The sequence below is a fragment of the Evansella halocellulosilytica genome (genome assembly GCF_002335745.1).
Classification (GTDB): Bacteria; Bacillota; Bacilli; order Bacillales; family Salisediminibacteriaceae; genus Bacillus_CA; species Bacillus_CA halocellulosilytica.
In genome coordinates this window covers 3,889,272-3,912,071 of record NZ_NIST01000001.1, presented here as the reverse complement: position 1 = coordinate 3,912,071, position 22,800 = coordinate 3,889,272, and the positions used below count along the sequence as shown (strand labels likewise).

Here is a 22,800-nt window from a genome sequence, read left to right as displayed (position 1 = left end):
GTGTAAAGGTGGGAGGTTAGTATATGAGTAAAATTCGAATTTATGAATATGCAAAACAAAAAAATAAAACAAGTAAAGAAATTATTGAACAATTAAAAAGTTTAGGGGTTGAAGTTTCAAACCACATGAGCGTTATAACTGAAGAAACAATTCAAAAGATTGAGGGGAATCAATCGAAGCCAGCAACAGATAAATCATCACAACGAGACAAGAAGAATGAGAGCAACAAGAAAGCTCAAAAACCTTCTTCCGGACGTAAGGATGGAAAAAATCAGTCAAATAATTCGACTCAAAAAAATCATTCACCACAAAATAATCACGACAAAAAGCGTGGAAAAAAGCGTGACCAAAATAAACGTCGTCATCAGCAGCAAAATCAGCAAAAACAAAATCTTCATCAGCCAAAAGTAAAAGAAACGCCATCTAAAGTATTATATACAACACCAATTACTGTTGGTGAGTTCGCTGAAAAAATTAATAAAGAACCTTCTGAAATTATAAAGAAACTAATGTTTTTAGGTGTCATGGCAACAATCAACCAAGAGCTTGATAAAGATTCAATTGAGCTTCTTGCTGAGGACTTTGGTATTGAAGTAGAAGAGGAAATTGTCATTGATGAAACAGAGTTCGAAAATTTCGAGGAAAATGATGACCCAGCTCTATTACAAGAGCGTCCGCCAGTTGTTACGATTATGGGGCACGTAGACCACGGAAAAACAACATTGTTAGACAGCATTCGTCACACGAAAGTAACTGCTGGTGAAGCTGGTGGAATCACTCAGCACATCGGCGCTTATCAAGTTGAAGAAAATGACAAAAAAATTACGTTTTTAGATACACCAGGACATGCCGCATTTACAACAATGCGTGCTCGTGGTGCACAAGTAACAGACATTACGATCCTTGTTGTTGCTGCAGATGATGGAGTCATGCCGCAAACAGTAGAAGCGATTAATCATGCGAAGGCTGCTGACGTGCCAATTATAGTAGCGGTGAATAAGATTGATAAAGAAGGAGCCAACCCTGACCGAGTGATGCAAGAGCTTACTGAGCATCAATTAGTAGCTGAGGCTTGGGGTGGCGATACTATCTTTGTGAACGTGTCAGCACTTTCAGGGACAGGTATCGATGAATTGTTAGAAATGGTTTTGCTTGTAGCAGAAGTACAAGAACTAAAAGCAAACCCAACTAAAGCTGCAAGAGGGTCTGTCGTCGAAGCAGAATTAGACCGAGGTCGCGGAGCAGTTGCAACACTATTAGTTCAATCAGGAACGTTAAAAGTTGGTGACCCGATCGTTGTAGGAAACGCCTATGGACGCGTTAGAGCAATGGTTAATGATCTTGGCCGCCGAGTAAAGGAAGCTGGTCCATCTACTCCAGTGGAAATTACAGGCTTAAACTCAGTTCCTCAAGCTGGGGATCAATTTATGGTATTTAAAGATGAGAAAAAAGCTCGTTCCATCGGTGAAGCCCGTGCGACGAAACAAAAAGAAGCGGACCGCCGTGAAACTTCAAAGGTAAGTCTTGATGACCTATTTGAACAAATCCAACAAGGTGATGTTAAAGAAATCAACATTATCGTTAAGGCAGATGTTCAAGGTTCTGTTGAAGCAATGAAAGGTTCATTAGAGAAAATTGAAGTAGAAGGCGTAAAAGTGAATATTATACACACAGGTGTTGGAGCGATCGCTGAATCAGACATCATTTTAGCTAGCGCATCAAACGCAATCGTTATTGGTTTTAACGTCCGTCCTGATGCAAATGCAAAGCGTACAGCTGAATTAGAAAATGTCGATATTCGTCTGCACCGAGTTATCTATAATGCGATTGAAGAAGTAGAAGCAGCTATGACAGGGATGCTGGATCCAGAATATGAAGAAAAGGTCATCGGTCAAGCTGAAGTCCGTCAAACATTTAAAGTATCGAAAGTTGGAACGATTGCTGGCTCATATGTGACAGAAGGAAAAATATCTCGTGACTCTACAGTAAGGTTAATTAGAGACGGTGTTGTCATTCATGAAGGAAAAATCGATGCATTAAAGAGGTTTAAGGATGACGTAAAAGAAGTTGCGAGAAACTATGAATGTGGTATTACGTTAGAAAACTTTAATGATATTAAAGAAGGCGACGTATTTGAAGCGTATATTATGGAGGAAATTAAACGTTGATCATTGGTACGTTAACTGTTGAAGCTTTACTTTATGATCCGCAATCTTTAAAAGAAAAGCGCTAGATCATTAAAAGTGTGACGACAAAAATACGTCAGCGCTTCAATGTTTCGATTACAGAAAGTGCTCACCAAAATGTTTGGCAGCGAACAGAGTGGGTCATTGTTTCTGTAAGTACGGATAAAGTGCAAGTTGAAAAAGAATTAACACGCTCCTTATCTGTAATAGACGTACACGAAAGTGTTGAAGTAAGTCAAGTAACGTGGGAATGGTATTAACACTTCTTATTTAAAATACAAATGAGTTACTTGATGATAATATTAAAGGAAACTGCAAAACCTTATGAACAGGGGTGTTTATATTTATGAGTAATGTTCGTGCTAACCGTGTTGGAGAACAGATAAAAAAAGAATTAACTGAGATTATCCAGCGTGAGATGAAAGATCCACGTATCGGATTTGTTACTATCACTGCAGTTGAAGTAACTGGTGATTTACAACAGGCGACAGCATTTTTGACTGTCTATGGCGAAGATGAACAACGCTCTAAAACTCTCGAAGGATTATCGAAAGCAAAGGGCTTTATTCGTTCTGAACTTGGTCAGCGCATTAAGCTTCGAAAAACACCCGAACTCTTTTTTAAGTTTGATGAGAGCATTGAACGCGGTAATCGTATTGAAGAATTAATACGCAAATTAAATGACAATGATAAATAAGAAAACAGTATATGTTCTTATTTAAACGAAGAGGGGTTGTCCCAAAAGAATTTTGAGGACACCCTTTCTTTCATTTTATAAAGAATTCGAAATCGCTATCGTCGGACGCTTTCACTCCAGAGCACAAGTGCGACATTTACTCGTGCAGCACTTCTGTTGCATTCGTAGTGTCTTCTTTGCCGTGGACAATGCCTGGACTTCCTCGGTGCAACACAGTGTGCACCAATGAGATTCTCATCTATTGCTTTTCCTACTTCTTTCTCTTCAGTATTGCTCTGAAGCTGTCTGCGTCAACCGGTCAAAATGCCAAGTCCTGTGGAATGTTGGCATTAGGACGTCCTGTCCGATAAAGCAACTCGTTTAGGGTAGATCTTCGGCTAAAACCCCGCGTCCTGCTGGAACGCCGATGTCACCACAACCTTGTGGAGGCTTGTGAAAAATATGATAGTCGTGGGAGTCGCTGACTGGCGCTCTTTCGAATACATAATGATATTAAAATGACATACTAAACATATTAAAAAGAGTTGGGGTAAGTTGATTCCGGCTCATTTATCTCATTGTAAAAGGACTTTTGAAATAATCCCTTTTCCCTTCATACATAGCTTAGGTAAAATCAAGATCGAGTAGGTGGAGTAGATGAATAAAACGGATGGTGTACTGCCATTATGGAAACCGAGAGGGATGACCTCTTTTAAAGCAGTTTTAGAAGTAAAAAAGTTATTTCAAACGAAAAAAGCTGGTCATACAGGAACATTAGATCCTGATGTTGACGGCGTGCTGCCTATTTGTTTAGGACGAGGCACAAAAATTGTTGAATATTTAACTGCAGATCGAAAAACGTATGTTGGTGAGGTGACATTAGGGTATTCGACAACAACAGAAGATGCTTCTGGTGAACTTGTTGAAGAAAAGATAGTTGACCGTCACGTATCTAAGGACGAAATCGAGCGCTTATTTCAATCATTAATAGGTGAAATAGAACAAATACCACCGATGTATTCTGCTGTCAAAGTAAAAGGAAAAAAATTATATGAATATGCCCGTGAAGGGAAAACGGTCGAAAGACCAGTACGAAATGTACACATATATGAGTTGAAATTATTATCTGATATTGAAGTTACGAATGAAAACCTTGTTCGATTTCAGTTTGAGGTAACGTGCAGCAAAGGGACATATATTCGAACATTGTCGGTCATGATCGGTGAGATGCTTGGATACCCTGCCCATATGTCTCTTTTAACGAGAACAGCTTCGGGTCAATTTTCCAAAGAGCAATGCTATACATTTGAACAATTGGTTGAACGAAGGGAAAGTGAAAATCTTTTAGAGACACTGCTTCCACTTGAATATGCTTTAAACAATTATCTGCGAGAAGAAGTTAATGAAGAAACAGAAAAGAAAGTAATGAATGGCGCCATTTTACCTCTTTCAGAAAAGATCGTAGACGAAAGGTTATTAGCTCTGTATAATCGACATGGGGAATGTTTAGCATTATATGAAAAACATCCAAAGCGACATGGAATGATGAAACCAGCAAAAATGCTGAAAACGAACAATGAATAGAATGTGTGAAAGAAAACAAAAGGGTCGATTATAAAACCAGAGGCTAGAATATGTAAAAGCTTATGTTTTAAAGGAAAAGACAGAAGCTATAATAGGTGAAAGCCTCGCTAACCGAGCTTTCAAGAAGCCTCAAAGAATGTTTTCCTGACTAACTAACATCCTTTCATATCATCACTCCATAGCTAAAATAGAGGTGGCAGCATGGAAACGATATATATATCGCACCCCCATCAGTTAACGGGGATGCCTTCAATAGTTCTTGCATTAGGATTTTTTGATGGTGTTCATAAAGGACATCAAAAAGTAATTGTAACGGCAAAGGAAGAAGCTAATAAACGAGGTTGCAAAGCTGGAGTAATGACCTTTTTCCCTCATCCGAAAGAGGTTCTCCGTAAAGGGAATGGGATTAAATATTTAACGCCTCTAAAACGGAAAGAAGAGCTCATCGAATCACTAGGGATCGATTATTTGTTTGTCATTACATTTAACAAGCCATTTTCTGAACTTACTCCTCAACAATTTGTTGACCGTTATTTAATAGATTTAAATGTAGAGCATGTTGTTGCTGGATTTGATTACACATACGGTAGGTTGGGGAAAGGTACGATGGAAACCCTCCCTTTTCATTCTAGAAATAAAATTTCGTCAACAACGATTCCGCCAGTTGAAGATAAAGGAGAAAAAATCAGTTCAACAAGAATTCGAGAAGCATTGGAAAATGGAAGTATGGGAGAGATATGTCATTTACTAGGCCGCAGATATGAAACGTCTGGCATTGTCGTACAAGGTGAGCAGCGTGGAAGAACGATCGGCTTTCCGACGGCAAATATTAAACCACTAAAGCAATCACACCTTCCTGCAGTCGGAGTGTATGCTGTTGAAGGTGAGGTTGACGGTGAACACTTTAAAGGGGTCTGTAACATTGGCTATAAACCAACATTCCATGATCAAAAACCGAGCGAGCCTTCAATAGAAGTTCACATATTTGACTTTAATAGCAATGTTTATGGTAAAGAAATAACGATTTACTGGGTTTCGCATATAAGAGGGGAAAAGAAATTTGAATCAGTTGATCAATTGATCACTCAAATTAATTCAGATGCAGAAGTAGCGAAAGTAATATTAAATTAAACCTAAAAAAGGACATAATTTTTATTCATACTTGAAATTATAATTGAAAACTAGTATGCTATATAATGTTCATAACCAATGCTTGGCGACACGATTCACCAACGTTTGCTAGGCAGATGGGGATTTTACAGAAGGAGGTGGAAAGGATGGCATTAACTCAAGAACGCAAAAATGAAATTATTCAAGATTTCAAAACTCATGAGAACGACACTGGTTCTCCAGAAGTACAAGTAGCTATCCTAACTGAGCAAATCAACACGCTTAACGAGCATTTGCGTACACATAAGAAAGATCACCATTCACGTCGTGGTCTTCTTAAAATGGTCGGTCAGCGTCGTAATTTACTTACGTACTTACGTAACAAAGATGTTACACGTTACCGTCAGCTTGTTGACAAACTTGGTTTACGTCGATAATAACTAAGAAAGCGGGCTTCGCCCCGCTTTTTTTCGTGTAATTAGAAAGGCATTACAGTTAATTCGCATTCATCATCCTTTAGGGGAAAGTAGTGCATTTAGTAGCAGAGAGGGTCTCTAGACGTTCGGTCATTTATATGATTTATATAACAGCAATCAGTGAAAATATTTTTGACACGGGCACATGTCGTCTTTGGGGCAAATGACAAACTATTTCTTCTTTCATTATTTTTTGTTATGATAAGTCTTAGGGAAATTTCAATAGGTGATTGTTTCCATATTCATACACGTACAACAATTTTCAGATCAACATGTTTAGTACATAAAAAAAAGCCAACAATATTCATAGTAGGCGAATTAAAAGGACGAGAGGGGTACTCGTAAAGATGGAACAAGAAAAACAAATATTCTCAATGGAATGGGCCGGTAGAACGCTATCGTTTGAAGTCGGTGCATTCGCAAAACAAGCAAACGGAGCTGTGATGGTTCGATATGGTGATACGGCAGTATTATCAACAGCTACAGCATCTAAAGAACCAAAAGATTTACCGTTTTTTCCGTTAACTGTAAACTATGAAGAGCGCTTATATGCAGCGGGAAAAATACCTGGAGGGTTTATCAAACGTGAGGGCCGTCCGAGTGATCATGCTGTATTAACAAGTCGTTTAATTGATAGACCTATCAGACCATTATTTCCAAATGGATTTCGAAATGACGTACAAGTTATCAGTATTGTCATGAGTAATGACCAAGATTGTTCTCCAGAAATGGCTGCAATGATCGGCTCCTCTTTAGCACTATCGGTTTCAGATATTCCATTCGAAGGACCAATAGCAGGCGTAACTGTTGGGCGATTAAATAATGAATTTGTCATAAACCCAACCCCTGCTCAATTAGAAGAAAGTGACCTTGAGTTAGTCGTTGCTGGAACAAAAGATGCGATTAATATGGTAGAAGCTGGAGCGAAAGAAGTTCCTGAAGAAACAATGCTCGAAGCGATCATGTTTGGTCATGATGAGATTAAACGATTAATTGCTTTCCAAGAAAAAATTATTGAAGAAGTTGGAAAAGAAAAATTTGATGTTCAATTGATGCAGGTAGATCAAGACTTTGAAACGGAAATTCGCGGGAAAGCTGAAGCAGACTTAAAAGAAGCAGCGATGGTCGTAGAAAAACATGCGAGAGAAGCTGCAATTAAAGACGTCATTGACCGTGTTACTGAGGAATATGTAACAGACGAGGATGATCGTTCAGGTGAAGCAAAAGAGGTTTTAGATAAAATCTTAAAAGAAGTAGTTCGAAAATTAATAACGAAAGATAAGGTTAGACCTGACGGCCGTAAAATTGACGAAATTCGCCCACTATCTTCAGAAGTAGATATTTTAGCTCGAACACACGGTTCTGGATTGTTTACACGGGGGCAAACACAAGCATTGAGTGTATGTACTCTTGGTGCACTCGGAGATGTACAAGTACTAGATGGCCTAGGTATTGAAGAGTCAAAACGATTTATGCACCATTATAACTTCCCGCAATTTAGTGTTGGTGAAACTGGACCGATTCGTGGACCGGGACGACGTGAAATTGGACATGGTGCATTGGGAGAGCGCGCACTTGAACAAGTGATTCCATCAGAGGAAGAGTTTCCTTATACAATTCGTCTTGTATCTGAAGTATTGGAGTCAAATGGCTCTACTTCACAAGCGAGTATTTGTGCAAGTACTCTAGCAATGATGGCCGCAGGTGTACCAATGAAAGCACCAGTTGCCGGAATTGCAATGGGACTCGTTAAAGATGGAGAAGACGTCTCTGTGTTGACAGACATTCAAGGAATGGAAGATGCTTTAGGTGATATGGACTTTAAGGTAGCCGGTACAGCAAATGGTGTCACAGCCTTACAGATGGATATTAAGATCGAAGGTATTGATCGAAATGTTTTAGAAGAAGCACTTGCTCAAGCGAAAGACGGCCGCATGAAAATTCTTGACAATATGCTAGCAGCAATCCCAGAGCCTCGTCAAGAATTGAGTGACTATGCCCCTAAAATCTTAACAATGAAGATCCATCCTGATAAAATTAGAGACGTCATTGGACCGAGCGGGAAAATGATTAATCAAATTATTGAAGATACTGGTGTTAAGATTGATATTGAACAAGATGGTACAGTCTATATTTCTTCGACTGACCAACAAATGAATGAGAAAGCTAAGCAGACGATTGAAGATATTATTCGTGAAGTCGAAGTTGGACAGACATATTTAGGGAAAGTGAAACGAATCGAGAAATTTGGCGCATTTGTTGAACTTTTCAAAGGAAAAGATGGTCTTGTTCACATTTCACAGTTAGCGAAAGAGCGTGTGAAAAAAGTCGAAGATGTCGTATCGATCGGAGATGAAATCCTCGTTAAAGTAACTGAGATTGATGGACAAGGTCGGGTAAATTTATCACGTAAAGCTGTTCTTCCAGACGAAGAGAAGAGCGAATAATATGAGACTGGGATCATTCCCGGTCTCTTTCTATACATATAAACTTAAGATTTGATTCGTTCTATACTCCTTGCCTCATGCATAGTTTAATGGTGAGGAGGGACAAGGTATGTTTAAAAAATGGATTATACAATTATGTACATTTGCTATGATTTTTATTATTACTTTTTCTAGCACACAACATCCAATAACTAAAGGATATATTATGGAACTCCATGACCGGGCAGAAGTTGTTATGAAGAATGAAGACCCGCTTTATTTAGAAATATTAAGTAAAAAGCAACAATATGAAATTGCTCCTCAAGATGCTGTCATCGATAAAGTATGGAAAGCCATCCCTGGTTATAATGGCTTAAAAATAAATGTACCTGAAACGTATGAAAAAATGAAGAAAGCAGGAAGCTTTAATGAAGGCGATATTGTGTTTGACCAGGTCAAACCGGAAGTTACATTAAATGATTTGCCCCCATCACCGGTTTATAGAGGGAATCAGGATAAACCGATGGTTTCGTTTATGGTTAATGTTGCCTGGGGAAATGAGTATATTCCTGATCTTTTAAAGATATTAAACGAAAACGAAATTTCGAGTACATTTTATTTAGATGGCTCTTGGGTGAAGAACAATCCAAAACTTGCTAAGATGATTGTTGAAGAAGGTCATGAGATAGGAAATCACGCTTATTCACACCCTAATATGAAAAATTTATCTAGAGATCGAATTGAAGAAGAAATTTCGAAAACAAATCAAATGATTGAGGCAACCTTAAATATTAAACCTGACTGGTTTGCTCCACCTAGTGGAAGTTATCGTCAAGACGTTGTAGATATCGCAAGAGATTTGGATCTTTTTACAATACTATGGACTGTAGATACAGTCGATTGGAAAAAGCCCAATCCACAAGATATGGCCAGTCGTGTTATAAATAAAACAGAAGCTGGTTCATTAATATTAATGCACCCGACTTCATCTACTGTAAACGGGTTACAAATGATGATTGACGGTATCCAGGATAAAGGACTGACAATAGGTCCAGTTGGAGAAACATTAAGTGAAAAGAGATTAAATTTCGCTACTCAATAATAGTGAGCAAAAATTTAGGAGGTTCATTGTGATTAAACGCTTCGTAGGAGAGAATGGCTTAAGAATAATTTTTGAACCTAATCATACAGTACGATCTGTTTCAATCGGTATTTGGATAGGAACTGGTTCGAGATTCGAAAACAAAGATGAAAATGGTGTTTCACACTTTTTAGAACATATGTTTTTTAAAGGAACAAAAAATCGAACAGCTCAACAGATTGCAGAATCCTTTGATTCTATTGGTGGCCATGTAAATGCATTTACGTCTAAGGAATATACTTGCTACTATGCGAAAGTATTAGATACACACGCTGAGCATGCAGTAGATGTGTTATCTGACATGTATTTCAATTCGACGTTTGAAGCAAATGAGTTGCTAAAGGAAAAAGGTGTTGTGCTTGAAGAAATTAAAATGTGCGAAGATACTCCAGATGATATTATCCATGATTTATTAAGTAAGGCATGTTATGGAGACCATTCACTTGGCTATCCCATTTTAGGTACGGAAGAGACGTTGCAAAGCTTTTCTAGCGATTCATTAAGACATTATATGGAACAATATTATCACGCAGACAATGTCGTTATTTCGATTTGCGGCAATGTTGATGAATCCTTTGTAGAATACGTTCAGAACGTTTTTTCCTTGATGAAAGGTTCATCATTGAAGAAACGTTTACAAAAGCCTCAGTTCAAACAACAATATTTGACGCGAAAGAAAGATACTGAGCAAGCTCATTTTTGTATAGGATATGAAGGAATTCCGGTTGAGAATAAAGATATTTACAGTTTAATTCTCTTAAACAATACTCTTGGAGGTTCTATGAGCAGTCGGCTTTTTCAAGAAGTTAGAGAAAAAAGAGGGCTTGCCTATTCCGTCTTTTCCTATCATTCTTCCTTTCATGATTCTGGAATGCTAACGATTTATGCTGGTGCTGCTCAAGAGCAGGTAGATGAATTGTTTAATGTTATGATGCATACTGTCGGTGAATTAAAAGAAAATGGAATCTCAGAAAAAGAATTAAACAATGGGAAAGAACAATTGAAAGGTAGTCTTATGCTTGGATTAGAAAGTACAAACAGCAGAATGAGCAGAAATGGAAAAAATGAATTAATGCTGGGGCGTCACCGCACACTAGATGAAATTACACAAGAAATTGATCTGGTAACAACTGATCAAGTCCAGAAAACGGCTAAAAGTATTTTTAATCATCCATATGCTTTAACATTAATTAGTCAAGAAGGAAAACTGCCGAAAAATGTTCACTAATTATTCATTTAACGAAACAGAGCATGTTTCAAGCTTAATATCATATGATGGTAAAAACAACATGAGGGGGCCGTCATAATGAGATTAAGTGAAATAAGCAATAAAGAAATTATTGATTATTCAAAAGGGCAGCGTCTTGGCGTGTTAGGTCAGACTGATTTATTAATTGATGAAAATAACGGTCAAATTGAAGCTTTTGTTATTCCTACCTTGAAGTGGTTCGGTTTAGGAAAGCGTGAAAAAGAAGTGACAGTGTATTGGAACCAAATAAAAAAAATCGGTACAGATATGATTATAATCGATGTATAAAGTGGTTTTTTAGCACATCAGGCTGTTGAGAAAGTTATCTCAACAGCCTGTTTTTTTATGTCTATTAGTCAGATTATTCAGATATTTATAGTGTAATAAAGATAGCTCTTCGAGCAAATAAAAAAAGAGTACAATCTGCATTCACTATAGACGGACGCTTTCCGCAGGTAACGCTATTGATGAGATTGTTCTCTTAGCTATGGAACACCGTATGGTTGGAGGACGTTCCTTATTTACCGAGAGAGTCCACCAAAACTTTACTGGAAAACGTAAAAATTCCCCGCAACGTTAAGAGAAAGAACTGAGCAAAGAAATTATCAACGAAATAAAAAACAGTGAATAATCGTTTGTCCATGTCTCACATGAACCATGACCTATACATAAGATGTTGTGAGTTGTCATCGTAAGCAAGTTCCCTTTCGTATAAAAAATGATGTTAAGAAAGGGGAGAAAAAGAGATTGTTGACAGATATGCACATTGTCATTGTAGGCGGAGATGCAAGACAATTAGAAGTCATCAGAAAATTGTCGGAACAAGATGCAAAAATTACGCTCATCGGCTTTGATCAATTAGATGATGGTTTTGCCGGTGCGAATAAACACACATTTTTATCAGTCGATCCAAAAAGCGTTCACGCCATCGTTTTACCAGTAAGCGGAGCGAATCAAGAAGGAGAAATTGAATCAATCTTTACTGGTGAAAAATTGATGTTAAATGAAAAATGGGTGAATGAAACTCCAGAAGAAACGGTTATTTATTCAGGTATCGCGAATCATTATTTAAAGAAACTTTCAGAGCAATCCGGCCATACATTAGTAGAACTTTTTGACAGGGATGATGTAGCAATCTATAACTCGGTTCCAACTGCCGAGGGAACTGTCATGATGGTTATTCAGCATACAGATATGACAATTCATGACTCGAATGTTCTCGTGACAGGCTTCGGCCGAGTAGGCACTACAGTTGCCAGAACGTTTCAAAACTTAGGTGCCCATGTATCTGTTGCAGCAAATGAACCAGAATTGCAGGCAAGAGCTTTTGAAATGGGGTTTACATCGTTCGGACTTGAAAAATTAAAGGGTCATGTTCAAGATATGGATGTCGTTATAAATACGATTCCGGCGCTAATATTAAAAGGCGAAATTTTATCAAAGATGCACCCGCATACATTGGTTGTCGATTTAGCTTCTAAACCCGGAGGAACAGATTTCAGATATGCAGAAAAAAGAGGTATAAAAGCGTTGTTAGCACCAGGATTACCAGGTATCGTTGCTCCAAAAACAGCTGGTCAAATTATTGCAAATGTTCTTTCATCCCTATTACTTGAACAATGGGAAACGCATAAAGGAGGAACGTAATCAATGTCATTAAAAGGTAAGCACATTGGTTTTGGACTAACGGGGTCACATTGTACGTATGATGAAGTCATTCCAGAAATAGAGAAACTAGTTGAATTAGGTGCGAAAGTTACACCTTTCGTAAGTTATACAGTACAATCGACCGATACAAAGTTTGGAAAAAGTGAAGATTGGCTCGAAAAGATAATGAGTATTACAAATGAACCACTAGTGAATTCAATTGTTAAAGCAGAACCTTTCGGGCCTCAAACTCCGCTCGATTGTATGGTCGTTGCACCATTAACAGGAAACTCAACGAGTAAATTAGCGAATGCATTAACTGATTCTCCTGTATTAATGGGAGCAAAAGCAACTCTAAGAACTGGAAAGCCTGTTGTATTAGGGATATCGACGAATGACGCATTAGGGTTAAATGGAATGAATGTCATGAAATTAATGGCGACAAAAAATATTTACTTTGTTCCGTTCGGTCAAGATCATCCGTTTAAAAAACCAAATTCTCTCGTTGCAGACATGACAAAGATTCAAGAAACAGTTGAAGCAGCTCTTGAAGGAAAACAATTTCAGCCCGTTCTAATAGAAAGATATAAAGAATAGTGAAAAATAATGCAATTACTGATAAAATAAAAACATGAAATAGGGTGAGCATACAAATTCTCGTAGTTAAGGTTTATCCTTAACTACTTTATATTTTTTCAATTGAGAACGATTAAATAGCTCACTAAATGAACCTTACGCGATATAAGTATAGGTAATGAATTAGTATTATTACAGTTGAGAGGAGAATAGGAGATGACAAAACATAACGGATATCATGTTGCAGTTGTAGGCGCTACAGGAGCGGTCGGGCAAAAAATGTTAGAAACGCTTGAAAGATTGGACTTTCCGGTTGCTTCCTTACTTCCTTTATCATCGAAACGTTCAGCCGGAAAAAAGGTTGTTTTTAAAGGTGAAGAGATTACGATCCAGGAAGCAACTCCTGAATCATTTGAAGGTGTTCAACTAGCGTTATTCAGTGCTGGGGGATCAGTTTCAAAAGCACTTGCACATGAAGCAGTAAAACGAGGTGCGATCGTAGTTGATAATACGAGTGCCTTTAGAATGGATACAGACGTACCATTAGTTGTTCCAGAAGTAAACGAAGCTGATTTAAACGATCATAATGGCATTATTAGTAACCCTAATTGTTCAACAATCCAGATGGTTGCAGCTTTAGAACCGATTCGACAAGCGTTTGGTTTAAAGCGCATCATCGTTTCGACGTATCAAGCTGTTTCTGGTGCTGGTGCTGATGCGATAAATGAAATGTATGAACAGTCTAAACAAGTGCAAGATGGAAAAGAGTTAACGAAAGAAATTTTGCCAACAGCAGGAGATAAAAAGCATTATCAAATTGCTTATAATGCAATTCCTCAAATTGATAATTTTGAAGATAATGGTTACACCTTTGAAGAATTAAAAATGATGAATGAAACAAAAAAAATTATGCACGATGATAACCTGCATGTTGCAGCAACTTGTGTCAGATTACCAATAGAAACCGGACATTCTGAGTCAGTATTCATCGAAATAGATAAAGAAGATGTCACTGTCCAAGATCTTCATAACGTTTTAAAAGATGCACCAGGAATTACTTTGCAGGATGATCCTAACAATCAAGTTTATCCAATGGCAGTAGACGCAATGAATAAAGATGATGTATTTGTAGGAAGAATCCGTCAAGATTTAGATAAGAATAATGGTTTTCATTTATGGATTGTGGCAGATAACTTATTAAAAGGTGCTGCGCTTAACTCCGTACAAATCGCTTTCTCACTAAAAAAATTAGGTCTATTAGATAAATAATTCGTTTATGCAGGATAAAAGAGGTGCCAATAAACTAGGTTAGCTGATGGTTAGAAGCACGATGATGAGCTTTTAAGATGTCGGCTAACCAGGTTTCTTTTTATCCTCCTTTTTAAGCAGAATTAAATTTTAGTAAATAAAACACGAGGTGAAACATGAAGATCATCGTTCAAAAATTCGGGGGAACATCACTTAAAACGGAAGAGCTACGAAATAGAGCGGCAGAACATGTTATGCAAGTGTTAAAAGACGGAAAAAAAGTCGTTGTTGTCGTATCTGCAATAGGAAGAACTGGAGACCCTTATGCAACAGATACGTTATTAGAACTTGTTGGAGGCGTTCAAAATCATGCTTCTAAACGAGAGCTTGACTTATTAGTATCATGTGGAGAAACCATTTCAGCAGTTGTTTTTTCACACCTTCTCCAAGAAAAAGGAGTAAAGTCAATTGCGTTAACGGGTGCTCAAGCAGGATTTCGCACGACAGAAGAATATACCGATGCTAAGATTACTGAGATGAAAGTCGATATGTTAAAAAGTGAGTTAGAAGAATTCGATGTCGTTGTTGTGACTGGCTTCCAAGGTGAAACACCTAAAGGAACAGTTGCAACACTTGGAAGAAGTGGCAGTGACACTTCAGCAACAGCGTTAGGTGCCGCTCTAAATGCGGAAGTTGTCGATATTTTTACAGATGTTAAGGGCGTCATGACAGCGGATCCTAGAATTGTTGAAAAGGCACAAACACTTAACGTCGTGACTTATAATGAAATTTGTAATATGGCATATCAAGGAGCGAAAGTGATTCATCCACGCGCTGTTGAGATCGCCATGCAAGCAAAAGTTCCAATTCGGATTCGATCTACTGAGACAGATGATGAAGGAACGCTCATTACATCAAGTACGACAAATTTAGTTGGAAGAGATGTTGAAGAGCGTCCTGTCACAGGAATTGCCCATGTAAATAATGTGACTCAAATAAAAGTATTTGCTAAAGAAGGTCAATATGACATACAAGCAAAAGTATTCAAAGCGATGGCAAAAGAGGACATATCTGTTGACTTCATTAATATTCATCCGATGGGTGTCGTGTATACTGTAAGTGATGATGTAGCGGACCGAGCAATTGAAGTGTTAAAAGAAATGGATTTTACACCTGAAGCCATTAAACAATGTGCGAAAGTTTCTGCTGTTGGAGCAGGGATGACGGGTGTACCAGGGGTAACCGCTAAAATTGTCGAATCACTAGTAAAGAAAAACATCCAGATATTACAATCTGCTGACTCACATACGACGATTTGGGTCCTTGTAAAAGGGCAAGATATGAAAGAAGCTGTTAATGCTTTACACGAAATGTTTTTAGGAAAAAAAGAAATGTAAAGGTTGTTCAAAAAGTCTGCTAATAATAGCTGTTTGTACCTCTTGGTTGGCTTGCATGGGTACCTGTCTCTCAACTGCAAATAGGCTCTGCAGAATATCAATCGAGACAGCCCTTAGCTTATCGTGCGGTAACGCTCGTTACTCCTCACGTATTAAAAGCTACGTGCATGGGCTAGATGCTTCGCCTCCTAGATCTACTCGGCTCTTTAAATACGTGCGATTACTCGTCGCAGTTTTCGTGCTTCTTCCTTTGCAAGAAAAATAAGAGAAGAGCATGGCGTCGAAGCAGCTCGTTGAGGAATCAGCGAAGAATCGCTCGTTACTCCTGCGGTTACTCAGCGCAGGAAAAACGTAGCTCCTTTTTGAACACGCACTAATATGTAAAAGGAGTTGTTTTTATGGAATTTGGAGCAGTAGTGACTGCGATGGTTACTCCATTTGATTCAAAAGGAAATATTGATTTTCCAAAAACAACAAAGTTAATTGAGTATTTAATAGATCACGGTTCAGATGCCATCGTTGTTGGAGGAACAACAGGTGAGTCTCCTACGTTATCATCTGAGGAAAAGCTTGCGTTGTTCGAACATTCAGCAAAAGTAGTAAACGGGCGAATTCCTGTCATAGCAGGCACGGGATCAAATAACACATACGCGTCGGTTGAATTTACAAAAAAAGCTGAGAAAACGGGAATTGATGCAGCGATGCTCGTTGTTCCTTATTACAATAAACCATCACAAAAAGGGATGTATGCCCACTTTAAAACAATTGCAGAAAAGACATCATTACCAATCATCCTTTACAATGTACCTGGTAGAACAGTGGTGAATATGTTACCAGAAACAGTAATTGCTCTGTCTAAAATTAAAAATATCGTCGCAATCAAAGAATCAAGCGGTGATTTAGAGCAAATGACGAAAATAATTGCCGATACACCAGACGATTTTGCGTTATATTCTGGTGATGACGGGTTAACATTACCTGTCATGTCTATTGGCGGAAAAGGGATTGTTTCTGTTGCGAGTCATATCATTGGTGATGAAATGCAACAAATGATTGCTCATTTCTTAGAAGGAAACGTCAAACAAGCTGCTAAGATTCATCAAGAAACTTTGCCGCTAATGAATGGAATGTTTATAGCACCGAATCCAACCCCAGTTAAAACCGCATTGCAAATGAAAGGGTTAGATGTAGGTGGTGTACGCTTACCATTAGTGCCGTTAACTTCTGATGAACGAAGTATTTTAGCGGATTTACTTCATATTAACAAACAATAAATTGAAATAAAGCAGCTGATTCAAGTAAAAGCCGATGGCTAAGCCACCAAAAGATACGATTAGGCAACTCGTTATAATGACGTATTTTTACACACGTGGAGAAAGCACAGGCAGCTTGAGTCAGCCTTTTTCATTGTTATGACGAATTTTCGGCGTATTATATACATTAAATATGAGATTTGATTCCATACTACATTTTAGAAGGCTTAAAGAATCAAGAGGACATTAAAGGTTCCAGCCTTTAGAAAGGAATGGTTCAAATGAATAATGAAACGCCGAATACACAGCCATCGACACAACCGGCTCCTCAGCCACCACAACAGCCATCAAACCCAGATGAAAAAAAACCAGGTTCGAAAGATGGCGGGATCATGGATAAAATCCAACAACTGGGTCAAACGAACGTCCCTCAAATGGAACAGTCAAATATTCATGTTCTCACGATTGTCGGTCAAATTGAAGGACATATGCAGCTTCCACCTCAAAATAAAACAACAAAATATGAGCATGTAATCCCGCAATTAGTCGCAGCTGAACAAAATGCAAAAATTGAAGGCTTACTGATTATACTTAACACAGTTGGAGGAGATGTGGAAGCAGGTTTAGCTTTATCTGAAATGATTTCATCTATATCAAAACCGACAGTGACTCTCGTTTTAGGCGGAGGACATTCAATAGGGGTCCCGATTGCGGTAGCGGCTGACTATAGTTTTATAGCAGAAACTGCGACAATGACGATTCATCCTGTCCGGCTAACTGGTCTTGTAATTGGAGTTCCACAAACGTTTGAGTATTTAGATAAAATGCAAGATCGTGTCATTAATTTTGTAACAAAGCACTCAAATATTTCAGAAGAAGATTTTAAGGAACTTATGCTTTCCAAAGGGAATTTAACGAGAGACATTGGAACAAATGTGATCGGAAAAGATGCAGTTGCGTCTGGAATTATTAACGAAGTCGGTGGGATTGGTCAAGCAATGAAAAAATTAAATGAACTTATTGAACAAAATAAGCCGGATGAAAAGAAGGATGTTGTCCAATGATTTTATATACGTATCAGCCGCAAGAATCGATTTTTCCGGTTGAGGCAGACGCCTATACTAAACAGGAGATGGTCTCCATTCCTGGTGGTCAATTATTAGTGGAACGACAAGAAGACCAATCTTATCGTATTGTTAGATTATTTTCAACTGACCCCAATCTATATCTGAACTCTGAATATGAGCCAGGACAACCATTTCAAAAAAAGATCTAACGACCGTGGAAAAATAACAAATGAGTATGATATAATAATGAAAACAAGCGTTCGATAAAAAAATGAGTTCTATTTCAAAACATTGGTTATTCAATGATGTGAGTATTGAAAAATTGAGGCAGGGGGGGCGAAAACAGACGACGTTCACGAACTTGTCGTCCCCTCTACTAAAAAATAATCAGCACAATATAAAAACACATAACAGCAGCCGGCAGAACGGCTGCTGCTTCACTTTGTATTTCAGTTTGGGGTGAAACGATGGCTAAAAAAAGACGTAAAAAAAATCAAAAATGGAAGAAACAACTAACCTTTGAGCTATTCGGACTATTTCTTATTATCGTATCGCTTATTACATTTGCTAGATTAGGAATTGTTGGGGAAGGACTAGTTCAATTGTTCCGATTCTTCTTAGGCAGCTGGCATATTGCACTAGCTATCGCTCTATTTGTATTCGCAAGCTATTTAATGATCAAGCGTAAATTACCTTACATATGGACAAGAAAATTAATTGGCCTTTATTTACTTATTTTTTCGTTCGCTTTATTAAGTCATGTAAGTCTCTTTAGAGAGCTTTCTAATTATACGGAATTTGCAGATCGATCCGTCATCCGTAATACTTGGCAATTATTTTGGCTCCAGCTTCAAGGACAAGCTGTCACAGATGATATTGGTGGTGGAATGATTGGTGCTTTAGGGTTTGCAGCGACTCATTTTCTATTTTCTTCTGGAGGTACGATTGTTTTTGCGATTGGATTAATTATAACGTCCGTTATGTTAATTACTGGTAAATCTGTTGTCGATGCGTTAAAGAAGAGCGGAGGTGACTCTGCAACTTTCTTTCAAAAAATCATTGAAAATATAAAAACGTCACTTATGACGAGTTGGCAAACAGTAAAAGACAGGTTTGCTGAAAAGAAAGCAAAAAATGCTGTTGAAAAGAAAAAGAAACAAGAAGAACGAGAACTAGAAACGACTATTCCTTCTGAAGAAGAACCGATCATTTACGATTTTTCTACGAAAGCATATGAAGAAGGTGAAGAAGTAACGAATGATTCCAAAAAGGTTGAATCTGTTCTAGGTGAAGATAAACGGAAACCTGAAACGATTACAGTGACACCTGAGTCGGCTGAACCTGCTGATAAAGAAGAAGAACCTACTTCATCTTTTGTAGTTAGGGCAGAGGAAAATGAAGATTATGAGAAACCGACCCTTGACTTATTAGCGAATCCATCAAAAGTGAATCAATCACGGGAACATTCCATGCTGTCCAAAAACGCCAGAAAATTAGAGAGAACTCTTGAAAGCTTCGGAGTTAGTGCGAAAGTAACGAGAGTACATTTAGGACCATCAGTCACAAAGTACGAAGTGTACCCTAGTACAGGTGTTAAAGTAAGTAAAATTGTTAACTTAACTGATGATTTAGCATTGGCATTAGCAGCAAAAGATATTCGTATGGAAGCTCCGATACCAGGAAAATCTGCGATCGGAATCGAAGTACCGAATCAGGAAGTATCACTCGTTACGTTAAGAGAAGTACTTGATTCTCAAACGATGCAAGACACTACAAATAAACTTGCGATCGCATTAGGGAGAGACATATCAGGTGAGGCGGTCATTGCCGAACTGAACAAAATGCCGCACTTACTAGTTGCAGGTGCGACCGGGAGCGGGAAAAGTGTTTGTATAAACGGAATTATTATTAGCATTTTAATGAGGAGTAAACCACACGAAGTGAAACTCATGATGATCGATCCGAAAATGGTTGAATTGAATGTCTATAATGGAATTCCACATTTGTTATCTCCGGTCGTCACCGATCCGAAGAAAGCATCACAGGCATTAAAAAAAGTTGTTAATGAAATGGAAAGAAGATATGAATTATTTGCCTATTCAGGTACACGAAATATCGAAGGATATAATCAGCATGTCGAGAAAGAAAATAAAAAGCGTGAGGATGAAAATCAACAACAGTTACTCCCTTATATCGTCGTCATTGTAGACGAACTGGCTGATTTAATGATGGTTGCTTCTTCTGATGTAGAAGATTCGATTACGAGGTTAGCACAAATGGCTCGAGCGGCTGGAATTCATTTAATCATAGCCACTCAGCGCCCTTCAGTAGACGTGATTACAGGTGTTATTAAAGCGAACATTCCTTCACGGATTGCTTTCGGAGTATCAAGTTCAACCGATTCAAGAACGATTCTTGATGGAAACGGAGCAGAAAAACTGTTAGGTCGTGGTGATATGTTGTTTTTACCAGTTGGAGCTAATAAAGCTACGAGAATTCAAGGAGCATTTCTATCGGATGATGAAGTGGAAAGGATCGTCATGCATTGTATCGAACAGCAAAAAGCACAATATGCAGAAGAAATGATTCCAGAAGAAGGGAGCGAAGTCGTTAATTCGGAAGTCGATGATGATCTTTATGATGATGCTGTTCAACTGATTGCTGAAATGCAGACGGCATCTGTTTCAATGCTACAACGTCGCTTCAGAATTGGCTATACTAGAGCTGCGCGTTTGATTGATGAAATGGAAGCGCGTGGGATTGTTGGTCCTTATGAGGGGAGTAAACCACGTGAAGTATTAATTTCTAAATCAGAAGAAAAAGAAGCATCTAACGAATAACCTTATGTGTATACACAGGGGAGACTATATAACAAGAAAAGTGCACGTAAATTCCAAAATGAATTTTCATGCGCTTTTCTTACAAAAGAATTCATAGGCTGTTTTATATAAGATTGTTGCTTTCGGATATATATTATGATTGTTCGAATCTGCTACTAGCGGACGCTTTCGTCTTCGGGTACAAGTACGACATCTACTCATGCTGCATTCGTTTGCATTCGCAGTGGCTCCTTTGCCCGGGCAATGCTTCAACTTCCTATGTGCACACTCTGGACAGCTAGGGGATATTCTGCTTCTTCCTCTGCAAGCTTATTCGAAGGAGTGTGTCCGTCGAAGCAGCCGGTAGGAAATACAGCGAAGAATCGCTCGTTGCTCCTGCGGTTACTCGTCGCAGAAAAACAATGCTCCTGCGGTTACTCGTCGCAGAAAAACAATGCTCCTGCGGTTACTCGTCGCAGACTGTGTGCTTCTTCCTCTGCAAGCTTATTCGAAGGAGTGTGTCCGTCGAAGCAGCTCGTAGAGAATTCAGCGAAGAATCGCTCGTTGCTCCTGCGGTTACTCGTCGCAGAAAAACAATGCTCCTGCGGTTACTCGTCGCAGAAAAATATTTTGTCACCCCTTATCACTTCTTCGAATTATCAATTAACAACAATCTATATGAAAAAAGCGAATTTATAAGATTTCGTCCTATTTTGATTATCTGTTGGTAAAGAGCGACAGGAATTTGTAAACGTTTTAAAAAATGATAGAATTAATTGTGAAAAACATGTTACATTACATATATCAAAAAAATGAGTTGTTGTTTTCGGAAGAGGGAGTGTAATGAAAGATGATAAAATCGGACCATCGTCCATTGTATTTACAAGTGATTGATAAAATTAAAAATGACATAGAAGAAGGAACTTTTGAAGCTGGTGAAAGGCTTCCATCAGAATTTGAACTGTCAAAACAGCTCGGAGTCAGTCGTGCTACGTTAAGGGAAGCTTTACGTATGCTTGAAGATGAAAGTGTCGTCATCCGCCGGCACGGTGTTGGTACGTTTGTAAATAGCAGACCGTTATTTTCATCAGGAATTGAACAACTCTCGAGTGTTACCGGAATGATCGAAAAAGCAAATATGAAACCAGGGACAATTTTTTTGTCCTCATCCATCGTACAGGCTGTTGAAGATGATCACAGACGATTTCAAGATGATAGCTTAGAGGAATTAATGATGATCGAGCGTGTACGTACAGCCGATGGTGAACCGGTTGTGTATTGTTTAGATAAAATTCCTAAAGACCTTCTTCCAGACTATGTATCTCATGAACGTCAATCCATATTTGAACAGCTCGAAGGAGCGGGAACGAGAATCTCCTATGCGATTGCTGAGATTGAACCGATCGGCTTTCATGAACGAATATCTGAAATGTTAAATTGTGAGCCTGAAACGTCATTACTCGTCCTAAAACAAATGCATTATGATGAAAGTGAAAAGCCTGTGCTATATTCAATCAATTACTTTCGAGCAGATAAATTCAAATTTCACGTTTTAAGGAAGCGGTTATCTTAATACAATAATGCCTGTACCAATGGTTCTAATGAAAAAATCGAAGTAATGGCTCTCACTACGGTGAGGGCCATTTTATTATAGTCTTTTTAAACCACAGGCTTTGCCTGTGTGAAAATAAACCTTTAAGGGTCGTAATCGTGAGATCTCTTTAAAAGTAACGAATAGTTGGAAGGGATTCTGTGCTTCTTCCTCTGCAAGGTTAATCGAAGAAGAGAATGCGTCGAAGCAGCTTGACTGCTTTTCCTACCGCCAAGGGACTCGAAATCTTCTCTTGACGGTACTTTTTGCGAATACTTATTTTCCTAGGTTTTGAATTGATGAATGTTGAAATTGGCTAGGGCGGAAGTTTATTTCCGAAATAAAACAGTTAAT

At 38.3% G+C, this 22,800-nt stretch carries 20 protein-coding genes; all 20 read left to right on the top strand.

Annotation, left to right across the window (positions count from 1 at the left end):
* Positions 1–23: 23 nt before the first annotated feature.
* The 20 genes from infB to CD001_RS18445 all read left to right on the top strand — a co-directional run bounded on the left by infB (position 24) and on the right by CD001_RS18445 (position 22,428).
* Positions 24–2,168, top strand: coding sequence for a translation initiation factor IF-2 (gene infB, locus CD001_RS18535; RefSeq protein ID WP_096189082.1), 2,145 nt, complete (start codon positions 24–26; stop codon positions 2,166–2,168).
* 77 nt (positions 2,169–2,245) lie between these two features.
* Positions 2,246–2,446: a DUF503 family protein gene (locus CD001_RS18530; RefSeq protein WP_407081115.1), complete on the top strand. Its 201-nt coding sequence runs from the start codon at positions 2,246–2,248 to the stop codon at positions 2,444–2,446.
* A gap of 86 nt (positions 2,447–2,532) precedes the next feature.
* Positions 2,533–2,883: a 30S ribosome-binding factor RbfA gene (gene rbfA, locus CD001_RS18525; RefSeq protein WP_096189081.1), complete on the top strand. Its 351-nt coding sequence runs from the start codon at positions 2,533–2,535 to the stop codon at positions 2,881–2,883.
* Between the two features lie 636 nt (positions 2,884–3,519).
* Positions 3,520–4,446, top strand: coding sequence for a tRNA pseudouridine(55) synthase TruB (truB, locus tag CD001_RS18520; protein WP_096189080.1), 927 nt, complete (start codon positions 3,520–3,522; stop codon positions 4,444–4,446).
* A 201-nt stretch (positions 4,447–4,647) separates the two neighbouring features.
* Positions 4,648–5,577: a bifunctional riboflavin kinase/FAD synthetase gene (locus tag CD001_RS18515; protein ID WP_096189079.1), complete on the top strand. Its 930-nt coding sequence runs from the start codon at positions 4,648–4,650 to the stop codon at positions 5,575–5,577.
* Between the two features lie 146 nt (positions 5,578–5,723).
* Positions 5,724–5,993, top strand: coding sequence for a 30S ribosomal protein S15 (rpsO, locus tag CD001_RS18510; RefSeq protein WP_096189078.1), 270 nt, complete (start codon positions 5,724–5,726; stop codon positions 5,991–5,993).
* Positions 5,994–6,379: 386 nt separating this feature from the next.
* Positions 6,380–8,479: a polyribonucleotide nucleotidyltransferase gene (locus tag CD001_RS18505; RefSeq protein ID WP_096189077.1), complete on the top strand. Its 2,100-nt coding sequence runs from the start codon at positions 6,380–6,382 to the stop codon at positions 8,477–8,479.
* 109 nt (positions 8,480–8,588) lie between these two features.
* Entirely contained in the window at positions 8,589–9,560 is a 972-nt protein-coding gene (locus tag CD001_RS18500) for a polysaccharide deacetylase family protein (RefSeq protein WP_096189076.1), read from the top strand.
* Positions 9,561–9,588: 28 nt separating this feature from the next.
* Complete coding sequence (locus tag CD001_RS18495) at positions 9,589–10,827, top strand: M16 family metallopeptidase (RefSeq protein WP_096189075.1); 1,239 nt, start codon at positions 9,589–9,591, stop codon at positions 10,825–10,827.
* A gap of 78 nt (positions 10,828–10,905) precedes the next feature.
* The gene (locus CD001_RS18490) at positions 10,906–11,136 is read left to right on the top strand and encodes a YlmC/YmxH family sporulation protein (protein ID WP_096189074.1); all 231 of its coding nucleotides are present in this window, start codon (positions 10,906–10,908) and stop codon (positions 11,134–11,136) included.
* Between the two features lie 459 nt (positions 11,137–11,595).
* The gene (dpaA, locus tag CD001_RS18485) at positions 11,596–12,495 is read left to right on the top strand and encodes a dipicolinic acid synthetase subunit A (protein ID WP_096189073.1); all 900 of its coding nucleotides are present in this window, start codon (positions 11,596–11,598) and stop codon (positions 12,493–12,495) included.
* A gap of 3 nt (positions 12,496–12,498) precedes the next feature.
* Positions 12,499–13,092: a dipicolinate synthase subunit B gene (locus CD001_RS18480; protein WP_096189072.1), complete on the top strand. Its 594-nt coding sequence runs from the start codon at positions 12,499–12,501 to the stop codon at positions 13,090–13,092.
* Between the two features lie 195 nt (positions 13,093–13,287).
* On the top strand, positions 13,288–14,340 hold the full coding sequence (asd, locus tag CD001_RS18475; RefSeq protein WP_096189071.1) for an aspartate-semialdehyde dehydrogenase: 1,053 nt from the start codon (positions 13,288–13,290) through the stop codon (positions 14,338–14,340).
* A gap of 155 nt (positions 14,341–14,495) precedes the next feature.
* A complete protein-coding gene (gene dapG, locus CD001_RS18470) occupies positions 14,496–15,716 on the top strand; it encodes an aspartate kinase (RefSeq protein ID WP_096189070.1) in 1,221 nt (406 codons plus the stop codon).
* Positions 15,717–16,114: 398 nt separating this feature from the next.
* Positions 16,115–16,990 (top strand): 4-hydroxy-tetrahydrodipicolinate synthase, encoded by an 876-nt coding sequence (gene dapA / locus CD001_RS18465; protein ID WP_096189069.1) that lies wholly within the window; start codon positions 16,115–16,117, stop codon positions 16,988–16,990.
* Between the two features lie 260 nt (positions 16,991–17,250).
* Positions 17,251–18,033, top strand: coding sequence for a ClpP family protease (locus CD001_RS18460; RefSeq protein ID WP_096190679.1), 783 nt, complete (start codon positions 17,251–17,253; stop codon positions 18,031–18,033).
* Positions 18,030–18,245: a YlzJ-like family protein gene (locus CD001_RS18455; RefSeq protein WP_096189068.1), complete on the top strand. Its 216-nt coding sequence runs from the start codon at positions 18,030–18,032 to the stop codon at positions 18,243–18,245. The genes CD001_RS18460 and CD001_RS18455 overlap by 4 nt, the downstream gene beginning before the upstream one ends.
* A 258-nt stretch (positions 18,246–18,503) precedes the next feature.
* Complete coding sequence (locus tag CD001_RS18450; protein ID WP_096189067.1) at positions 18,504–20,876, top strand: FtsK/SpoIIIE family DNA translocase; 2,373 nt, start codon at positions 18,504–18,506, stop codon at positions 20,874–20,876.
* 323 nt (positions 20,877–21,199) lie between these two features.
* On the top strand, positions 21,200–21,586 hold the full coding sequence (locus tag CD001_RS26075; RefSeq protein ID WP_142303615.1) for a hypothetical protein: 387 nt from the start codon (positions 21,200–21,202) through the stop codon (positions 21,584–21,586).
* A 119-nt stretch (positions 21,587–21,705) separates the two neighbouring features.
* Positions 21,706–22,428, top strand: coding sequence for a GntR family transcriptional regulator (locus CD001_RS18445; RefSeq protein WP_096189066.1), 723 nt, complete (start codon positions 21,706–21,708; stop codon positions 22,426–22,428).
* The last annotated feature ends 372 nt before the right edge of the window (positions 22,429–22,800 follow it).

Coding starts and splice junctions, on each gene's coding strand:
- CD001_RS18460 (WP_096190679.1), top strand. CDS start 17,251: ATGAATAATGAAACGCCGAATACACAGCCATCGACACAACCGGCTCCT.
- rbfA (WP_096189081.1), top strand. CDS start 2,533: ATGAGTAATGTTCGTGCTAACCGTGTTGGAGAACAGATAAAAAAAGAA.
- dapG (WP_096189070.1), top strand. CDS start 14,496: ATGAAGATCATCGTTCAAAAATTCGGGGGAACATCACTTAAAACGGAA.
- CD001_RS18450 (WP_096189067.1), top strand. CDS start 18,504: ATGGCTAAAAAAAGACGTAAAAAAAATCAAAAATGGAAGAAACAACTA.
- CD001_RS18500 (WP_096189076.1), top strand. CDS start 8,589: ATGTTTAAAAAATGGATTATACAATTATGTACATTTGCTATGATTTTT.
- CD001_RS18480 (WP_096189072.1), top strand. CDS start 12,499: ATGTCATTAAAAGGTAAGCACATTGGTTTTGGACTAACGGGGTCACAT.
- rpsO (WP_096189078.1), top strand. CDS start 5,724: ATGGCATTAACTCAAGAACGCAAAAATGAAATTATTCAAGATTTCAAA.
- CD001_RS18490 (WP_096189074.1), top strand. CDS start 10,906: ATGAGATTAAGTGAAATAAGCAATAAAGAAATTATTGATTATTCAAAA.
- truB (WP_096189080.1), top strand. CDS start 3,520: ATGAATAAAACGGATGGTGTACTGCCATTATGGAAACCGAGAGGGATG.
- CD001_RS18455 (WP_096189068.1), top strand. CDS start 18,030: ATGATTTTATATACGTATCAGCCGCAAGAATCGATTTTTCCGGTTGAG.
- dapA (WP_096189069.1), top strand. CDS start 16,115: ATGGAATTTGGAGCAGTAGTGACTGCGATGGTTACTCCATTTGATTCA.
- infB (WP_096189082.1), top strand. CDS start 24: ATGAGTAAAATTCGAATTTATGAATATGCAAAACAAAAAAATAAAACA.
- asd (WP_096189071.1), top strand. CDS start 13,288: ATGACAAAACATAACGGATATCATGTTGCAGTTGTAGGCGCTACAGGA.
- CD001_RS18515 (WP_096189079.1), top strand. CDS start 4,648: ATGGAAACGATATATATATCGCACCCCCATCAGTTAACGGGGATGCCT.
- CD001_RS18505 (WP_096189077.1), top strand. CDS start 6,380: ATGGAACAAGAAAAACAAATATTCTCAATGGAATGGGCCGGTAGAACG.
- CD001_RS18445 (WP_096189066.1), top strand. CDS start 21,706: ATGATAAAATCGGACCATCGTCCATTGTATTTACAAGTGATTGATAAA.